This is a genomic window from Rhodospirillum sp. A1_3_36 (assembly GCF_047263945.1).
Classification (GTDB): Bacteria; Pseudomonadota; Alphaproteobacteria; order Rhodospirillales; family Rhodospirillaceae; genus Rhodospirillum.
This window is the reverse complement of sequence record NZ_JBLAVB010000003.1, coordinates 143,239-159,666: the sequence shown is the minus strand read 5'-3', so window position 1 is coordinate 159,666 and position 16,428 is coordinate 143,239. Positions and strand designations below refer to the sequence as shown.

At 59.3% G+C, this 16,428-nt stretch carries 14 protein-coding genes; 2 read left to right on the top strand and 12 right to left on the bottom strand.

Going from position 1 to position 16,428, the window contains the following annotated elements:
- Positions 1–69: 69 nt before the first annotated feature.
- The 6 genes from pstB to tkt all read right to left on the bottom strand — a co-directional run bounded on the left by pstB (position 70) and on the right by tkt (position 8,832).
- A complete protein-coding gene (pstB, locus tag ACLIRY_RS08325) occupies positions 70–885 on the bottom strand; it encodes a phosphate ABC transporter ATP-binding protein PstB (protein WP_413204916.1) in 816 nt (271 codons plus the stop codon).
- 6 nt (positions 886–891) lie between these two features.
- Positions 892–2,172 (bottom strand): phosphate ABC transporter permease PstA, encoded by a 1,281-nt coding sequence (gene pstA / locus ACLIRY_RS08320; RefSeq protein ID WP_413204915.1) that lies wholly within the window; start codon positions 2,170–2,172, stop codon positions 892–894.
- A gap of 126 nt (positions 2,173–2,298) precedes the next feature.
- On the bottom strand, positions 2,299–3,699 hold the full coding sequence (gene pstC / locus ACLIRY_RS08315) for a phosphate ABC transporter permease subunit PstC (protein WP_413204914.1): 1,401 nt from the start codon (positions 3,697–3,699) through the stop codon (positions 2,299–2,301).
- Between the two features lie 236 nt (positions 3,700–3,935).
- Positions 3,936–4,964 (bottom strand): PstS family phosphate ABC transporter substrate-binding protein, encoded by a 1,029-nt coding sequence (locus ACLIRY_RS08310; RefSeq protein WP_413204913.1) that lies wholly within the window; start codon positions 4,962–4,964, stop codon positions 3,936–3,938.
- Between the two features lie 519 nt (positions 4,965–5,483).
- Positions 5,484–6,548, bottom strand: a complete 1,065-nt coding sequence (fba, locus tag ACLIRY_RS08305) for a class II fructose-bisphosphate aldolase (RefSeq protein WP_413204912.1) — start codon at positions 6,546–6,548, stop codon at positions 5,484–5,486.
- Positions 6,549–6,849: 301 nt separating this feature from the next.
- Positions 6,850–8,832 carry a transketolase gene (tkt, locus tag ACLIRY_RS08300; protein ID WP_413204911.1) on the bottom strand — a complete coding sequence of 661 codons (1,983 nt, stop codon included), beginning with the start codon at positions 8,830–8,832 and terminating at the stop codon, positions 6,850–6,852.
- 375 nt (positions 8,833–9,207) lie between these two features.
- Here tkt and ACLIRY_RS08295 point away from each other — a divergent pair, with 375 nt between their 5' ends.
- Positions 9,208–9,879, top strand: coding sequence for a class I SAM-dependent methyltransferase (locus ACLIRY_RS08295; RefSeq protein WP_413204910.1), 672 nt, complete (start codon positions 9,208–9,210; stop codon positions 9,877–9,879).
- A gap of 222 nt (positions 9,880–10,101) precedes the next feature.
- On the opposite strand, the gene ACLIRY_RS08290 is transcribed toward ACLIRY_RS08295, so the two are convergent.
- The 6 genes from ACLIRY_RS08290 to ACLIRY_RS08265 all read right to left on the bottom strand — a co-directional run bounded on the left by ACLIRY_RS08290 (position 10,102) and on the right by ACLIRY_RS08265 (position 15,453).
- Positions 10,102–10,749, bottom strand: coding sequence for a sulfite oxidase heme-binding subunit YedZ (locus ACLIRY_RS08290; RefSeq protein WP_413204909.1), 648 nt, complete (start codon positions 10,747–10,749; stop codon positions 10,102–10,104).
- Positions 10,750–10,760: 11 nt separating this feature from the next.
- Positions 10,761–11,741 carry a protein-methionine-sulfoxide reductase catalytic subunit MsrP gene (gene msrP / locus ACLIRY_RS08285; RefSeq protein WP_413204908.1) on the bottom strand — a complete coding sequence of 327 codons (981 nt, stop codon included), beginning with the start codon at positions 11,739–11,741 and terminating at the stop codon, positions 10,761–10,763.
- A gap of 301 nt (positions 11,742–12,042) precedes the next feature.
- Complete coding sequence (locus ACLIRY_RS08280) at positions 12,043–12,351, bottom strand: STAS domain-containing protein (protein ID WP_413204907.1); 309 nt, start codon at positions 12,349–12,351, stop codon at positions 12,043–12,045.
- Positions 12,352–12,568: 217 nt separating this feature from the next.
- Entirely contained in the window at positions 12,569–13,711 is a 1,143-nt protein-coding gene (locus tag ACLIRY_RS08275) for a methyl-accepting chemotaxis protein (RefSeq protein WP_413204906.1), read from the bottom strand.
- 117 nt (positions 13,712–13,828) lie between these two features.
- On the bottom strand, positions 13,829–14,356 hold the full coding sequence (locus tag ACLIRY_RS08270) for a PAS domain-containing protein (protein ID WP_413204905.1): 528 nt from the start codon (positions 14,354–14,356) through the stop codon (positions 13,829–13,831).
- A 191-nt stretch (positions 14,357–14,547) separates the two neighbouring features.
- Positions 14,548–15,453, bottom strand: coding sequence for a DMT family transporter (locus ACLIRY_RS08265; RefSeq protein ID WP_413204904.1), 906 nt, complete (start codon positions 15,451–15,453; stop codon positions 14,548–14,550).
- Positions 15,454–15,643: 190 nt separating this feature from the next.
- Here ACLIRY_RS08265 and ACLIRY_RS08260 point away from each other — a divergent pair, with 190 nt between their 5' ends.
- On the top strand, positions 15,644–16,342 hold the full coding sequence (locus tag ACLIRY_RS08260) for a gamma-glutamylcyclotransferase (protein ID WP_413204903.1): 699 nt from the start codon (positions 15,644–15,646) through the stop codon (positions 16,340–16,342).
- Positions 16,343–16,428 lie beyond the last annotated feature (86 nt).

Below are 16,428 nucleotides of genomic sequence, written 5' to 3'. Positions count from 1 at the left end.
GTTGGACAGAATGACGGCGCGTGGTGTCCGTCACCACCCGCCGTCAATAATAGTGCGCCCGTTCCGGTCTTAACCGAAGCGGCCCGTGATATACCCCTGGGTCAGATTATGCTGGGGATTGGTGAAGATCGTTTCCGTATCCCCGCATTCGATCAGGCGCCCCAAGTGAAAGAACGCCGTCCGCTGGGACACGCGCGCGGCCTGCTGCATGGAATGGGTGACGATCACAATGGTGAAGTTCGTCCGCAGTTCATCGATCAACTCCTCGATCTTCGCCGTGGCGATGGGATCAAGGGCCGAACAAGGTTCGTCCATCAGAATGACTTCCGGCGAGACGGCAATGGCCCGGGCGATGCACAGGCGCTGCTGTTGCCCACCGGACAAGCCCGTGCCCGGCGCGTCCAGGCGGTCTTTGACCTCTTCCCACAGACCAGCCCGCACCAGAGAGGACTGAACGATATCGTCCAGCTCCGCCTTGCCCGTGGCCGTGCCGTGGATGCGTGGACCATAGGCGATGTTCTCATAAATCGACTTTGGGAAGGGATTGGGCTTCTGGAAAACCATGCCAACCCGGGCCCGCAGTTCCACCACATCGATCTTGCGATCGTAGATATCTTCCTCGTCCAGACGGATATCACCGCTCACCCGACAAATGTCGATGGTGTCGTTCATCCGGTTCAGGCAGCGCAAGAAGGTCGATTTACCGCAGCCCGACGGACCAATAAAGGCCGTGACTTCCTGGGCGACGATGTCCAGTCCCACATCTTTGATGGCATGCTTTTCGCCATAATGGACGTTGGCATTGGTGGCGGACACCTTGACCGGACGGTCGCTGATGCGCGGATGTCCCGCTGTTCCCTCAAAGGGCTGATTTTGGTCAGTCATGGGTCTTTACCACTTCCGTTCGAATTTCTTGCGCAGGACGACGGCGGCGGCGTTCATGAACACCAAGAACGCCAGGAGGATCATGATGGCCGCAGAGGTCCGTTCCACGAAGGCCCGTTCCGCACTATCGGCCCAAAGGTAAATCTGCACCGGCATCACCGTCGCGGGCGACATGGGACCGGCAGGAACGTCGGCGATGAAGGCCACCATACCGATCATCAACAGGGGCGCCGTTTCGCCGAGGGCCTGGGCCATGCCAATGATGGTGCCCGTCAGCATCCCCGGCATGGCCAGAGGAAGGACATGGTGCACGATCATCTGCATCTTCGAGGCCCCAACCCCCAAGGCCGCTTCCCGGATGGACGGAGGAACGGACTTCAGGGCTGCGCGGCTGGCAATGATGATCGTCGGTAAGGTCATCAGAGTCAGCACCAGACCTCCCACCACAGGCGCAGAGCGCGGCATGCCGAAGATGTTCAAGAAGACAGCCAGACCCAACAGGCCGAAAACGATGGACGGAACCGCCGCCAGGTTATTGATGTTCACTTCGATCAAGTCCGTGAACCAATTCTGGGGGGCGTATTCTTCCAGGTAGACCGCCGCAGCAACACCGATGGGGAAGGAAAGCGCAAGCGTAATCAACAGGGTATAGAAAGACCCGACGACCGCACCCAAGATACCAGCCAGTTCCGGCTGGCGGCTGTCCGCATTGGTGAACAGACGTGTATTGAAGGTTGTGGAAATCATCCCCCGATCCTTCAGCCGTTCAAACCAGGCGATCTGCTTGTCGTTGAGGCGACGCTCGTGCTCGGCAGAGCTTTTGTCGATCTTTCCCTTGTTGAGCATGTCGTAGTCCGAGGAGACAGGCACGGTCAACTTAATCCGCTGCCCGATCAGGGAGGGATTCTCCAGGACAAGGCGGCGCGCTTCGTAGGTGGCGCCATCGGAAACGATCCCCAACAACGCCCGTTTGTCCTGGCGGGAAGTCACATCCGGGAACAGTTCCTTCATCGCCTGACTGATCAGTTTCCGATAGTTGGCTGATGCCAAAACCGCCGGATCCCGATTGCCCTTTGGGTCCAGGTCCTGGGGATAGAGCGTCACTTCCAAGGTTATTTCAGTCGCGGTAAAAGCGCCCACCCCGCTTCCAAAAATGGTTACGAACAGGGTCAGCAGCATGACCAGGGCAATCAGGATGGCACCTAAGCCGTACAGCCGGAAGCGCTTCTCCGCCCGATACCGGCGCGCCAAGCCAGCCCGTACGAGTTCCGTATTATTGGTTGTCATCTGTCTTCCTCTTTGCCGTCCCCGCGCTGGAGAGCCGGTCGACGCGTCAACATATCGAAACAATCCGGGACCTTGTCCCAGAACCTCTCCCCGAAGCCGGAAGCTCCGGGAACCACCAGGACCGGCTTAGTCGTACTGCTCGCGGTATTTGCGAACCACATGCAAGGCCACCACGTTCAACAGCAAGGTGATGAAGAACAGCACCAAACCAAGGGCGAAGGCCGCCAAAGTCTTCGGGCTGTCAAATTCCTGGTCTCCCACCAGCAGGGTCACGATCTGCACGGTCACCGTGGTCACCGCAGCGAAGGGATTGGCGGTCAGGTTGGCCGCGAGACCGGCAGCCATCACCACGATCATGGTCTCGCCTATGGCCCGGGAGGCGGCAAGCAGGATGCCACCAACGATGCCCGGCAAGGCCGCGGGGAAGACCACCTTGCGGATGGTTTCGCTCTTGGTGGCCCCCAAACCGTAGGACCCTTCCCGCATGGCTTGGGGCACGGCGGTGATCACGTCATCGGAAAGCGAGGACACAAAGGGAATGATCATGATGCCCATGACCACACCCGCAGCCAGGGCGCTTTCCGAGGAGACGTCCAGACCAATCACATCACCGAACCCGCGGATAGCCGGAGCAACGGTCAGGGCGGCGAAGAAGCCGTAGACCACCGTCGGGATGCCCGCAAGAATTTCAAGGGCTGGTTTGGCGAAGGCGCGGAACTTGGGCGCAGCATATTCGGACATGTAAATGGCCGAGAGCAAACCGATGGGCACGGCCACAGCCAGGGCAATGGCGGCGATCAATCCCGTACCGACAAACAGGGGGACCGCACCGAACGACCCGGAAGACCCGACCTGATCGGCCCGCATGGCCGTCTGCGGGCTCCAGCTCAGTCCGAACAGGAAATCCGTCAGGGGCACTTTGGTGAAGAAGCGGAAGCTTTCGAACAGCAAGGACATAATAATCCCGATGGTCGTCAGGATCGCCACGGTGGAACAGGCGATCATGAAGTACTTCACCCCCGTCTCCACGGAATTGCGCGCCCGCAGGGACGGCGTAATCCGAAGGTAGGCGAACGATGCCAATCCTGCGCCCAAGGCGACAGCCACCAAAGCCATCAACCAATAGCCGGTATCAACCAGACTTTTCTGATAGGCCGCCGCCTCATCGATATAAGCCACATTCGACCCGGAGGTGATGTTCCCGCTCGCCGTATTAGCGATATCGGTCATCATCAAGCTGATCCGTTGGTCCGACAACGGCGCTCCGGCGGAATCCAGGAAGGCCTGGGGCGGCAAAGACGCGAGAACCAATTGCTTGACGATGGTCGGCTCGAAGGCCGTCCAGAGGGCCAGAAGGGCCAAGGCCGGCACACCGCACCACATGGCGACATACAGCCCGTAATAGCCAGGAAGGCTATGGAGGTCCTTGGGTTTGTTGTCGACCAAGCCGGTTGAGCGGCGGGTACCCACGACATAGGCGAGGGTTGCCAGGGCCAGGATGACCAGAACCAGGATTAATGTGTTCATCCGAGGAAACGCCGTCCATCTGAGGAGAAAACCTGGGACCGACAAACGATCCCCACGGAAACACCCCAATGCATCCCAACGGATGCCCCTAAATGCGGGGTGGAGCGTCAAAGAAATGCTTTAACAAACGGAACGGGATGTTCCGACGACAAACGGAACGCGGCGTTCCGGCAACGAGCACAGTTGAAAGGTCCGGTGGCCGGGACATCCCGGCCACCGATCCGTCTGCGTCTTGATTACATGCTCAGCGGAGCCAGCTCGGCGGCCTGCTTGGCCATATCGGCGCGCATATCATCCGGCAGGGGGATCAGACCCTTGTCGGCCAGGTAGCCTTCCGGACCCCAAGCTTTGTCGGAGGTGAACTCGGCAACATACTCTTTGATGCCGGGGATCGTACCGATGTGGGCGTCCTTGATGTAGAAGAACAGCGGACGGGACACCTTGTAGTCACCGGAAGCGATCGCTTCGAAGGTCGGAGCAATGCCTTCGACCTTGGAGCCCTGGATCTTGTCGCCATTCTGGTCGAGATAGGAGAAGCCGAAGATACCCAGGGCGGCCGGGTTGGCTTCCAGCTTCTGAACGATCAGGTTGTCGTTCTCGCCAGCTTCGATGAAGGCACCGTCTTCGCGCATGGCGGCGAACTTCTGCTTGAACATGGCCTTATCGGATTTCTTCAGATCGGCGCAAGCGGGCAGCTCCAGGCAGCCCTCTTCCATGACCAGCTCGACGAAGGCATCACGGGTACCGGAGGTCGGGGGCGGACCCAGCACTTCGATCTCCTCGGAGGAGAGCGAGGCGTCAATGTCCGACCACTTCTTGTTCGGGTTGGCAACCCACTTGCCGTCCACGGGAACTTCCTTGGCCAAAGCCTGGAAGATCTGACCCTTGGTCAGGTCGAACTGGGGAGCGGCCTTGCCGTTGGCCAGAACGATACCATCGAAGCCGATCTTGACTTCGGTGATGTCGGTCACGCCGTTCTTGGCGCAGGTCTCGACTTCGGACTTCTTGATGCGGCGGGAAGCGTTGGTGATGTCCGGGTGTTCGGTGCCGACGCCGGCGCAGAACAGCTTCAGACCGCCGCCGGAACCCGTGGATTCGATCACCGGAGTCTTGAAGTTGGTGGTCTTACCGAAGTTTTCCGCCACGGTGGTGGCGAAGGGGTACACCGTGGAGGAACCGACGATGCGAATCTGGTCGCGGGCCTCGGCGGCGCCGGCGGTGGCAATGGCAGCGAGTGCGGCCAGGGCGAGGGTCTTCCTGATCAATTTAGCCTCCAATGAGCGCTTGGTTGAGCCCCGTATGGACTCTGAAAAAGCTCGGCCGCCGGAGGGATCCGTCGGCTAGGGGGACTTTAGTCAGGATCAGCGAAACGTTTGTGACAGGCGGGTTAAGCTTATATTACAAATATTTCCGTGGTTAAATCAACAAAACCAACACCTTAACCTTTAACACAATTGTTACATCGGGCTGAGCCATTGCATAAAAGGCAATGAACTTCGAGTCGCCCGCCGGTCACGATTCCACACCGCACCCAAAACCCGCACCTAGAGTGAAACGGGATCAGCTTGAGTCAAGCTGGCCTCGTTTCCCTCTCGTTCTATAAATTTTAGAGTCCCTTCGAGGCCAAGTTTGGTCGCAAAGCGACCCAACATGATCTCGGAATACTCTAGCGAAACAAAAACACCCTCCCCGGCGCGAAGCCCGGAAGGGTGTTTTTCTGTGTGATCTCAAAAGATCCGCCCACAGAGGGCAAGATTCCCTCGGACCCCGCGATCTATGGCGATTTACTGGATCTTGGGATCCATGGAACCGTCAGCATACCGCTTGGCCATGTCGGAGAGCGCGATCGGCTTGATCTTGGAGGCATTGCCTGCCGTGCCAAACTGCTCATACCGCTCGACGCAGATCTTCTCCATGGCGGACATGGCCGGCTTCAGGTACTTGCGGGGATCAAACTCGGCCGGGGCGGAGGTCAGCACCTTCCGGATGGCTCCGGTGATCGCCATACGGCAATCGGTATCGATATTGACCTTGCGCACGCCATGCTTGATGCCTTCAACGATTTCCTCGACGGGAACACCGTAGGTCTGGGGCATTTCCCCACCGAATTCGTTGATGATGTCCTGCAAGTCCTGGGGAACACTGGAAGACCCGTGCATCACCAAATGGGTGTTGGGCAGGCGGGCGTGGATGTTCTTGACCACGTCCATGGCCAGGATATCGCCCGTGGGCTTCCGCGTGAACTTATAGGCGCCATGGCTGGTCCCCATGGCGATGGCCAGGGCATCCACCTTGGTCTTGTTGACGAAGTCCGCAGCCTGGTCCGGATCGGTCAGCAGCATGGAATGATCCAACTTGCCTTCAAAACCGTGGCCGTCCTCTTTCTCACCCTCGCCGGTCTCCAGCGAGCCAAGGCAGCCCAGCTCCCCTTCGACGGAGACGCCAACCATATGGGCGGTCCGGGTCACATCTCCGGTCACATCGCAGTTGTAGTCGTAGGACGCCGGGGTCTTGGCGTCTTCCATCAGGGATCCGTCCATCATCACCGAGCTGAAGTTGGCGGTGATCGCCGAAAGGCAGGTGGCCGGAGAGTTCCCATGGTCCTGGTGCATACAAACGGGGATCTCGGGGAACATTTCCGCGACGGCCATGATCATGTGCTTGATCATGATGTCACCGGCGTAGCCCCGCGCGCCGCGGGAGGCCTGCAGAATCACCGGGCTATCGGTCTTCTTGGCAGCGTTCATGATCGCCAGAACCTGTTCCATGTTGTTCACATTGAACGCGGGCATGCCGTAGCTGTTTTCGGCGGCGTGGTCCAGCAATTGACGCAGGGAAATCATGGCCATGGTCGGATGTCTCCTCGAAGCTTTTATCGGGACGATTTATGGTGATGGTCTAGACCAAACCGCGCTGACTCCATAGGGAAACAGCGCTGTCTCGACCTGGATAAAGGCAGCTTTGGGCTGAGCCAATCCCCCGACTCCACCCAAAACCAACCAAAACGCGGGACATCCGAGCTCGCCCCGCGAAAGTCTCCTTCTAGCCCTCTCCACAGGAAAGGGGAACCCGCTTTTCTCAGGCACAGAGTCCCCGCACGCCTTCCAAGGAAAGGGGGCGCGGAAGTTTCTGTGAAAAAAACATTTTGGATCACCCCTCTAGGCGATCCTTAGCCGCTTTGGCCACCGCCTCGGCAGTAATCCCAAAGTGGGTGTACAACGCTTCGGCAGGCCCCGACGCGCCAAAGCCGGTCATCCCCACAATCGCGGATCCCTCCACCCACCGGTCCCAACCGAAGACGGACGCCGCCTCAACAGCGACACGCTGCCTGCGCGGCCCGAGAACCTCGTCCCGATAAGTTTCAGGCTGGGCTTCGAACAGCTCCCAGCAGGGCATGGAGACCACTGCGGAGGAAACGCCATCGGCGGCCAGGAGTTCCCGGGCAGCCATGGCGATTTCCACCTCGGACCCCGTGGCGATCAAGGTCACGTCCCGTTTCCCCTCACCCCCAGCCAGGACATATGCCCCCTTGCCGCACAGATTCCCATCGCTGGGCTCGGTCCGCAGGGCGGGCAGATTCTGGCGGGACAGGGCAAGCGCGCTCGGCCCATCGGTCCGCTCCACGGAGAGCTGCCAGCACTCCAGGGTCTCCAGGGCATCCGCAGGGCGGAATACCCAGAGGTTGGGGATGGCCCGCAGGGAGGCCATGTGTTCCACCGGCTGATGGGTCGGACCGTCCTCGCCCAGGCCAATGGAATCATGGGTCAGAACATAGACGACCCGCAGCCCCATCAACGAGGCCATGCGAATGGCCGGACGCATGTAATCGGCAAAGACAAGGAAGGTCCCGCCGTAGGGGATCAGTCCGCCATGCAGGGCCAGACCATTCATGACCGACCCCATGCCATGTTCGCGCACGCCGTAGTGGATGTAGCTGCCCGCGAAGTCCCCCGGGGCAACGGAGACCTGCCCCTTGCCCTTGGTCAGGTTCGATCCGGTCAGATCGGCTGATCCGCCCAACAGTTCGGGAACGACTCCAGTGAGCACATCCAGGGCCATCTGAGACGCCTTACGCGTGGCGACCTTGGGCTTGTCCTCAATCAACTTGGCCTTGGCCGCTTCAATGGCATCCGCGAACTCTGCGGGCAAATCTCCGGCGACGGCCCGGTTGAAGGTCTCGTGGGCCGAGCCATCCAGGGCGTCCCGTCGCCCCTCCCATTCGGCGCGGGCAGCCGCGCCCCGGCAGCCAGCGGCGCGCCAGGCACCAAGGATATCGTCGGGCACCTCAAAGGGAGCATAGGTCCAACCCAGGGCCTCCCGCGCCGCCGCGATTTCCGCGTCACCGAGGGGGGATCCGTGAACCTTGGACGTCCCCTGCATGGTCGGTGCGCCCTTGCCGATCACGGTCTTACAGGCCACCAAGGTTGGCTTGTCCGATGCCTTGGCTTTGCTGATCGCCGCTTCGATGGCTTCGGGGTCGTGGCCATCACAAGCCAGAGTCTCCCAACCGCAAGCCTGGAAGCGCAGGGCCATGTCCTCGCTGGAAGCCAGTCCGATCTGACCGTCGATGCTGATGTTGTTGTCATCCCATAGGACGATCAGTTTGGACAGCTTCAAATGGCCCGCCAGGGAAATGGCCTCTTGGCTGATCCCCTCCATCAAGCAGCCGTCGCCTGCAATGACATAGGTGTGGTGATCGACCACCCCATCGCCATGGCGCGCCGCCATCAGGCGCTCGCCCAGGGCCAAGCCAACGGCGTTGGCCAGCCCCTGCCCCAGGGGGCCGGTCGTGGTTTCTGCGGCCAGGACATGGCCATATTCCGGATGCCCTGCCGTGCGGGATCCGAGTTGGCGGAAGTTGCGCAGCTGATCGATATCCATGTCCGCGTAGCCAACCAGATAGGACAGGCTGTAGAGCAGCATGGAGCCATGGCCCGCCGAGAGAACGAAGCGGTCCCGGTCCGGCCAGCGCGGGCTTGCTGCGTCGAATTTCAGGAATTTGGTGAACAAAACGGTCGCCACGTCGGCCATGCCCATGGGCATGCCCGGATGTCCGGAATTCGCCTTTTGCACGGCATCGGCGGACAGGAAACGAATGGCATTCGCCATATCGGCATGGGAAACGGCGGACATGGATGGAAACCTCGCGTTCAATCGATGGGACCCTGCTTCCAAGGGATGGGGCAGGCCGATGGGGCATGACGACAAGAGACCACTTGGCGGGCACCTTGAGATACCGGGAGGCTTAGAATGCCCTTTTCCCAAGCGGTTCCCGCCAGCCCGGGCGATCTCTATCCAATACAAACGGGTTTTCGGACAAAACAGGGGGAATTGCAAGTCCCGGAGCCCCAAATGCCGGCACACTTCCTACCGGCGAGGCGTTTGACTCATCGCAAGCTGCGCAGCGGCCTCCAATTCCCGAAACCGCGAAGTCCCGGGAGAACACTTTGCAAAAAGCGGGCTCTGTAAATAGGGTGCACTCTGCCCCTGATACCATGGATGTGACAGATGACACAGGTAACCCAAGCTCCGAAATCGCCCTATGACTTCACGCACAACTGGTTTGGGGGCGATGCGGACAGCGGAGGCATGGTCGCTGACATTCCCAAGATCTGGCAAAATTTATTTTCGAAACTGAAGCCCACCACATTCCTGGAAATTGGGTCGTTCGAAGGCCGCTCAGCCTGTTTCGTAATCGATGAGCAGGCAAAAATTTCGCCCATTTCCCTCGTCTGCGTAGATACCTGGGGAGGCAGCCAAGAACATGACGCAATAAGCATGGGCGAGGTTGAAGCCCGGTTCGACAAAAACATCGCCACAGCTATTGAAAATGCCCCACAAACGGTGACATTTCGCAAGATAAAATCCCCATCCGTTGATGCCACGGCACGACTGCTAACGGAAGGAAAGAAGGAGTTTTTCGACTTCATTTACGTTGACGGCTCGCACAATGCCAAAGATGTGTTGGCAGACTTGGTCATGTCTTTCCCCCTACTGAGAATTGGGGGAATAATCGTAGCCGACGACTACTTTTGGGATCACGGACAACAGCGGTATGGCGATTCGTTGCGCAACCCAAAACCGGGGATCGATGCTTTTTATAACACCTATGCGAACCAACTTTTAGGCTTGCCGGGGCTGCCCGCTTATCAATGCTACATGGTCAAAACCTCTAACTGACAAAGACCTCCATATACCGAGCGGCGCGCGGGTTGACCCCCAGGGGGCTTTGCCCCATCCCCCACTGGGGCCGAAAGGCCCCAGATCCCGGGCATTTATTCTCAAAAGAAAAACGGGGGTTTGGGGGCATCTGCCCCCAAATGGGCTTGGGCAATCGCCCAAAAGAAAGACGCCGTTATGTGCTGCGATTTCACAAATACGGTATCAACGGCTCTCCCCCGCTTAACGGCGGCTGGAGACTTGCGGGCTGGCTGTCGGACGAGAGGAAAACCAGTGTCCCACACGCCCCTTGGGCAGAAGACGAAAGCTCAGAAGCACGGCCAGCACCACGGCAAAGATCAAGGGCTCGGTAAGATCTGCCTTGACCATCAGCCAATAGTGGACAACCCCAAGAAGCGCTGCGGGGTAAACCAGCAGATGGAGACCCTTCCACCGGCGGTACGTCAACCGCTTGACCCACCGGTGTGTGGAGGTGACAGCCAGGGGAACCAGCAGGAGGAAAGAGGCCATACCGATGGTGATATAGGTCCGCTTGATCAAGTCCGCCCAGATCATCGACCAGTCAAAAAACTGATCCAGCCCCACGTAAGACAACAGGTGCAGGCAGATATAGAAAAAAGCAAACAGCCCCACCATCCGCCGCCGCCGCAGGGCGATGGTCCAGCCGAATATCCGTCGCAGGGGCGTGAGGGTCAAGCTCACCAACAGAAGGATCAAACCCCATTCCCCCAGATTCCGGGTGAGGGCCTGGATGGGGTTTGCACCGAGGCCGCCGGTCAGAAACTGAACGACCTGCCAGACCAGGGGCCATGCGCAAAGAACGAAGGTTCCCCAGCGCGCCAGTGCTTCCCGGTCTATGCGTACTGTCATGGGATAGCGCATCAGTAGAACTTCCGCAGATCCATGCCTGTGTACAGGCCCGCCACCTCTTCCTCGTACCCATTGAACATCAAGGTGTCCCGGCGCAGGAAGTCTCCAATCCGCCGTTCCTTGGCCTGGCTCCATCGGGGGTGATCCACCTGGGGGTTCACATTGGAATAGAAGCCGTATTCCCGGGCATTGGTCATATTCCAGGTGGTCGGCGGCTCCTCCTTCACCAGGGAAATCCGGACCACTGATTTGATCGACTTGAAGCCATATTTCCAGGGCACCACCAAACGGATCGGCGCACCGTTCTGGTTAGGCAAGGGGTCTCCATACATGCCCACCGCCATCAGGGTCAGGGGGTGCATGGCCTCATCCATACGTAAGCCTTCGCGGTAGGGCCAGTCGAGCAGCCCCGTGCGTTGCCCGGGCATCTCCTCGGGCCGGACCACCGTTTCAAAGGCCACGTATTTGGCTGAGGACAGGGGTTTGGCTCGCTCGATCAGACGCGAGAGGGAAAAGCCGGTCCAGGGAATGACCATGGACCAAGCCTCTACACAGCGCAGGCGGTAGATCCGCTCCTCCAAGGCATCTGCGGGTACGAGGTCCTCAAATCCCAGGGTCAGGGGCTTTTCCACCTCCCCATCGATGGTCAGAGTCCACGGCAAGGGGTGAAAATCACCGGAACGCTCTTCCGGATCCCCCTTGCCGGAGCCGAATTCATAGAAATTGTTGTAGGAGGTCGCATCGCCCTTAGAGGTGACCGGTTCGGAAATCGCGGGGCCGCCCTTCGGCGCCTGGGCAATGGCCCCGGCCAGGGGATTGGCCATGGCGGCCGCCCGCGCCACACCCGGCGTCAGACCCAAGCGCGCGCCAAGGGTTGTGCCAAGGGCCAAACCAGCGCTGCCAGCGAGGAACCGGCGCCTGCTGAGGTACAACTCCTTTGGTGTGACCTCATTTTCGCGGGGATGACGAGGGGTCCTGATCTTGATCAGCATGGTTCTTATCCCGTGGCCTTCGTTGAAACATCCCTTTTATATGGCACGTTTCTTCCGCTTCTCCGTTCACCTTGCCGTGAGGAGGGGGGAAAAATGTCCCCAACCCCCCATTTTTTCTTTTAAAAATAATCTCTTGGGGTCTGGGGCCTATCGGCCCCAGTGGGGGACGGGGCAAAGCCCCGTGACAGGAAAACACCCCCTGTCGTGTACCCTGGGTTTTCGCTCCACGCGATGCTCTAATCATATGATTCCAGATCAAACCGGCCTCAATTGAGACCGGTTTGATCTAACGGATGACTCTTCAGTCTTCTATGGTGAACATTTGGCCAAAACGCGCGGCATCCATCAGCTTGCGCACTTGGCCCTCGGCGGCCAACCGAAGGACCGTCTTGACATTCCCCTTGGTTGCCGCCTGACGCACGAGCAGCAACAACCCAAGACCGGCGGAATCGATATAATCCATGGACCGCATGTCCATCACCCAAACCTGAACGCCAGACTCGGACAATTGGGTCAGCAAACTTCGGAAGGCTTTCTGGTCCCCGAACGTCAGGCGGCCCCGCAGGGTGGCGACCACCGTACCGGTTTGCATTTCAATGGCATATTCCATGGTCTTCCATTCTTTCAGAGACGCCGCACCGCTGAACGTCACAGAGGCGAGACTCCAAAGGCCCCTGCAAAGGCAGACATCCGCGCCGGACGGTCGCAAAAAACGAGATCATAAAGGTCATTCAAGGCCGATGGCTTGAGCGTGTTCGATCTCGATTCAACACGTTGAGCATCAAGTGGACAGCAAAACCGGTGCCCACTTTTCCGCTCGATACGCTCTAAATAATCTTGACGAATTCCCCAATATTTTCCGCCAAGTCGTGGGACGGCTTTTGTAGGTCATCTGCCGACCAGATCACCTGGATCGAGGAGGCATAGGATTGCGCAGAAGCCTGAACCACACTGACAACGTTTTCCGACACCGAATTCACCTCCTCCGATAGGTGGTGGATACGCTCAGTAATGGCCCCCTGGACCTCCCCCTGGCGCCCCACGGCTGCAGCGATCCCTTCGCTGGACTGGATCAATGCGTCACTGATTTCAAGAATTCTGTCGATTTCCTCGGATGCCGCCTTGGTCGTGGACTGGATATCACCGATTTGGCGCGAGATGTCTTCCGTTGCCTTGGCTGTCTGGTTGGCCAGATTCTTCACTTCCCCGGCCACCACGGCAAACCCCTTGCCCGCCTCGCCCGCACGGGCCGCCTCGATCGTGGCGTTCAGCGCCAGAAGGTTGGTTTGACTGGCGATGGCCGTGATCAAATCGACGACAGAACTGATCTTGCCCGTGGCCTGGGACAGGGTTTCCATCCGGGCACCGGCAGACCGGGTTCGTTCCACGGTCAAGCCCACGGCCTCTTGGGCACTCCGGACCCGCTCGGCAATTTCCGCGCTGACCGAGCTCAACTCATTGGTGGAGCCCGCAACCTCATCGACGTTCAGGGCCGAGCGGGCCGCAGCTTCAGACACATCCAAGGACTTGCTGGTGGTGGTGTCGGTCCGGGTCACCGAATCGTTGGCCGCACCGGTGATTTCGCCCACCTTGTCGTTGACCGTATCGATCAAGGATGTCACGGAAGAGACAAGGTCCACCGCCCCCGCCTGGACCTTGACCATCCGGTCGATGGCCCCATTGATCACCCCAGCCCCCCGGCCAAAGGCCCCAGGCATGCCATCGGTGAGGATCTTGCGGTAATACTTCCGATCGGCGACGCAATCCATAGCCGCCGAAGATTCCCGAATATAGGCGTCCGTCCGATCCACCATCCGGTTGATCGCCTCGAATAAAGGACCAAGCTCCCCATCTTCGTCGGTCATGGTGATCCGGGCCTCGAAGTCCCCCTCAGCGATGGCGTTACAGACGGCAATCGCCTTGCGTAGACTCGCCGAACGGCTCACCGTGGAAGTTTTAAACAATGCCATGGGCTGTATCCGTCACGAAAAACATCGGAAAGAGAGGAGACCCTCCCCTGTCAGAGCGCGGCAACGCGCCCCGCCTTGTCGCCACTTTTTGACAACATCCGATCAAGGCGTTAGCCATCACAGGCCCAAAAAGAAGGCGTTTGGCTCCTGCCCCCTTTGGCGCAAGACATCCAACAAATATCCGTGGGACCGGGCCAGCCCCTCCTTGTCGTTTGACGCCTCCCGTTCCATGGCACGCAAATCCTGGTATAGAGGAACAATCACCGTTTCCAAAGCCTTGCGCCCCGCCACCCGCCGGTTCGAATGGTATCCCACGACCTGTCCCGAGGCATTCATGGAGGGCGTCACATGGGCGATGACCCAATAGTGATCCCCATTCCTGGACCGATTCAGAACATAGGCAAAGATTTCCCGCCGATCCAAAATGGTATCCCAAAGAAGCTTGAAGACACAGCGGGGCATATGAGGATGGCGGATAATGTTATGGGGCTGCCCCAGGATCTCCCGTTCCGAATAGCCAGATAGGGCGAGGAACAGGGTATTCCCATAGGTGAGGCGCCCCTTGAGGTCCGTCTTGGAAACGATGATATCGTCCCGCCCAAAGGTACGCTCAACCCCCGTCAAAACCGTAGTATCCACTGCCATGGGCATTCCATTTCACTGCCGAGATGAACACAACCATGGGGGATTCGTTCAAAACTAGACCGTTATTGACCCCTTGCCAATAGCCTAGAGTGCTCCGAGGCCATGTTGGGCCAAGACGTGGCCCAAGATCTAAAGGCAATACTCCAGAGCAAGATTGAACTGCCGACCCCCCGCCCTCCCAAACGACTTCTTCAGCTGATTCGAGTCTGTTTCACAACTCGGTCCCTGTAAAGCGCGTAAAGTCCGGACCCCACGATCATCACGCCACCGAACACGGTCCAGAAATCCGGTATATCCCCGAAAACCAAGTATCCCACCCCAACGGACCAGACGAGAAGCAGGTAATTGAATGGCTGTAGGACAGAGGCCGGAGTGAACTCCAGGGCCTTGATCAGCAGCACATGGGCCGTTACGCCGAACAGGGCAAGCAAGGCCAACCATCCCCAATCTGTAGCGGGCATCTCCGTCCAGGACCAAGCTCCCATCACGGTCGACAGCACAGCCCCAACCACAGCGGTGAAAAGAATGGTCGTCCCGGCCAGATCAGAGCCACTGACCAGCCGCGTGAGGACGTTGTAAAGGGCGTACAACAGCGCCGCCGCCACGGCGAAAAGCGCCGCTGGATCGAAAGCCGCCAACCCCGGCCTCAGGATCACCAGCAGTCCGACGAAGCCGATCCCCGTCGCCATGGCCCGCCGCCACCCGACGCGCTCGCCCAAAATGGGAATGGCCAAGGCCATGATCAGCAGGGGATAGATGGAAAACACCGCCTGGGTCTCCGCCAACCCCAGGAAACGGAACGCTGTGGCCATGCAGGCGATTTCCGCCACCAGGAGCACCCCACGCAAGGATTGCAGAACCGGACGCTTACAATGCAGCGCCCCGGACAAACCGCCGCTTTGCCGCCGGGCCACGGCCAAGGCGAACAGAGCAAAGGCCCAATAGCGCACCATGACAATGAAGGACACCGGATATTGGCTCGCCAAATGCTTGGTGACCGCGTCCTGGAACGCAAAAATCAACGTCGCCATCACGAGAAAAGCGATCCCAAGACCAGGGCCTGCAGACTGCGAGGAGAAAAGACGAAAACGGGGCATGACCTGTTCCTAGGGAGGGGACCGCGATTGGAAGGAGCCGGGATCACTCGGTTCGAAAATGGTCCAAGTTTGGATCCAAAACTAAGCGGCCCCCCACAGGGAAACAAGTCTCCCCTTGTCGCAACCGTTCCGCAGAGCAACATTAAGGGGGGCATATCCGACCAGAGGACAGGGGGATGATCAAAAGGACATGACGGACCGTATCACCTTAGACCGAGACACCATCGCCTCTGGCGCCTTACAGGAAATCGCGGCCAAACTGGGGGGATTGGTACGCCCCCTGAAGCCAGAAGAAATGGAGGCCTCGTTGACCGCGACATTGGCGGCGCGCCCTCGGCCCGACCCGGACTGCCCCGACGGCGACGATATTTGGGTCTTTGCCTATGGGTCGTTGATCTGGAATCCCGCCTTCCATTTCCAGGAACGCCGAGTGGGCTTGGTTCGGGGATGGCATCGGCGGTTTTGCCTATCGACGGTGATGGGCCGGGGAACACCCGAATGCCCGGGTCTGGTCCTTGGCCTGGACCGGGGCGGCGCCTGCAAGGGAATCGCATACCGTGTTTCCGCAGCCCAGGCGCGGGAGGAACTCTTGGTGGTCTGGCGCCGGGAAATGGTCACCGCATCCTATACGCCCCGTTGGGGCAAGGTCGACCTGGGCTCCAGGCGGGTATCGGCCATCCTGTTCACGATCAACCGCGCCGACGCCCACTATGCCCCTGGCCTGGATGAGCGCACCGTGGCTGAGCGCATGGCCACCGCTGAGGGCGCTCTGGGACCGGCAGCCGACTACTTGTTCAACACGGAAGAAGCCCTTCGCCAGGAGGGTATTCTGGACGTCTCCCTGGAGCGGGTGGCCAGCCATGCCCGCCGCCTGAGAAACCAAAAATAACCCCACCCAACGGTCATGGTGGGGCGGGGCAGGGTTAGCTTGGAACAAGCTGGCCACAGTACACGGCAGTGTCTCGTCTTTTTTTT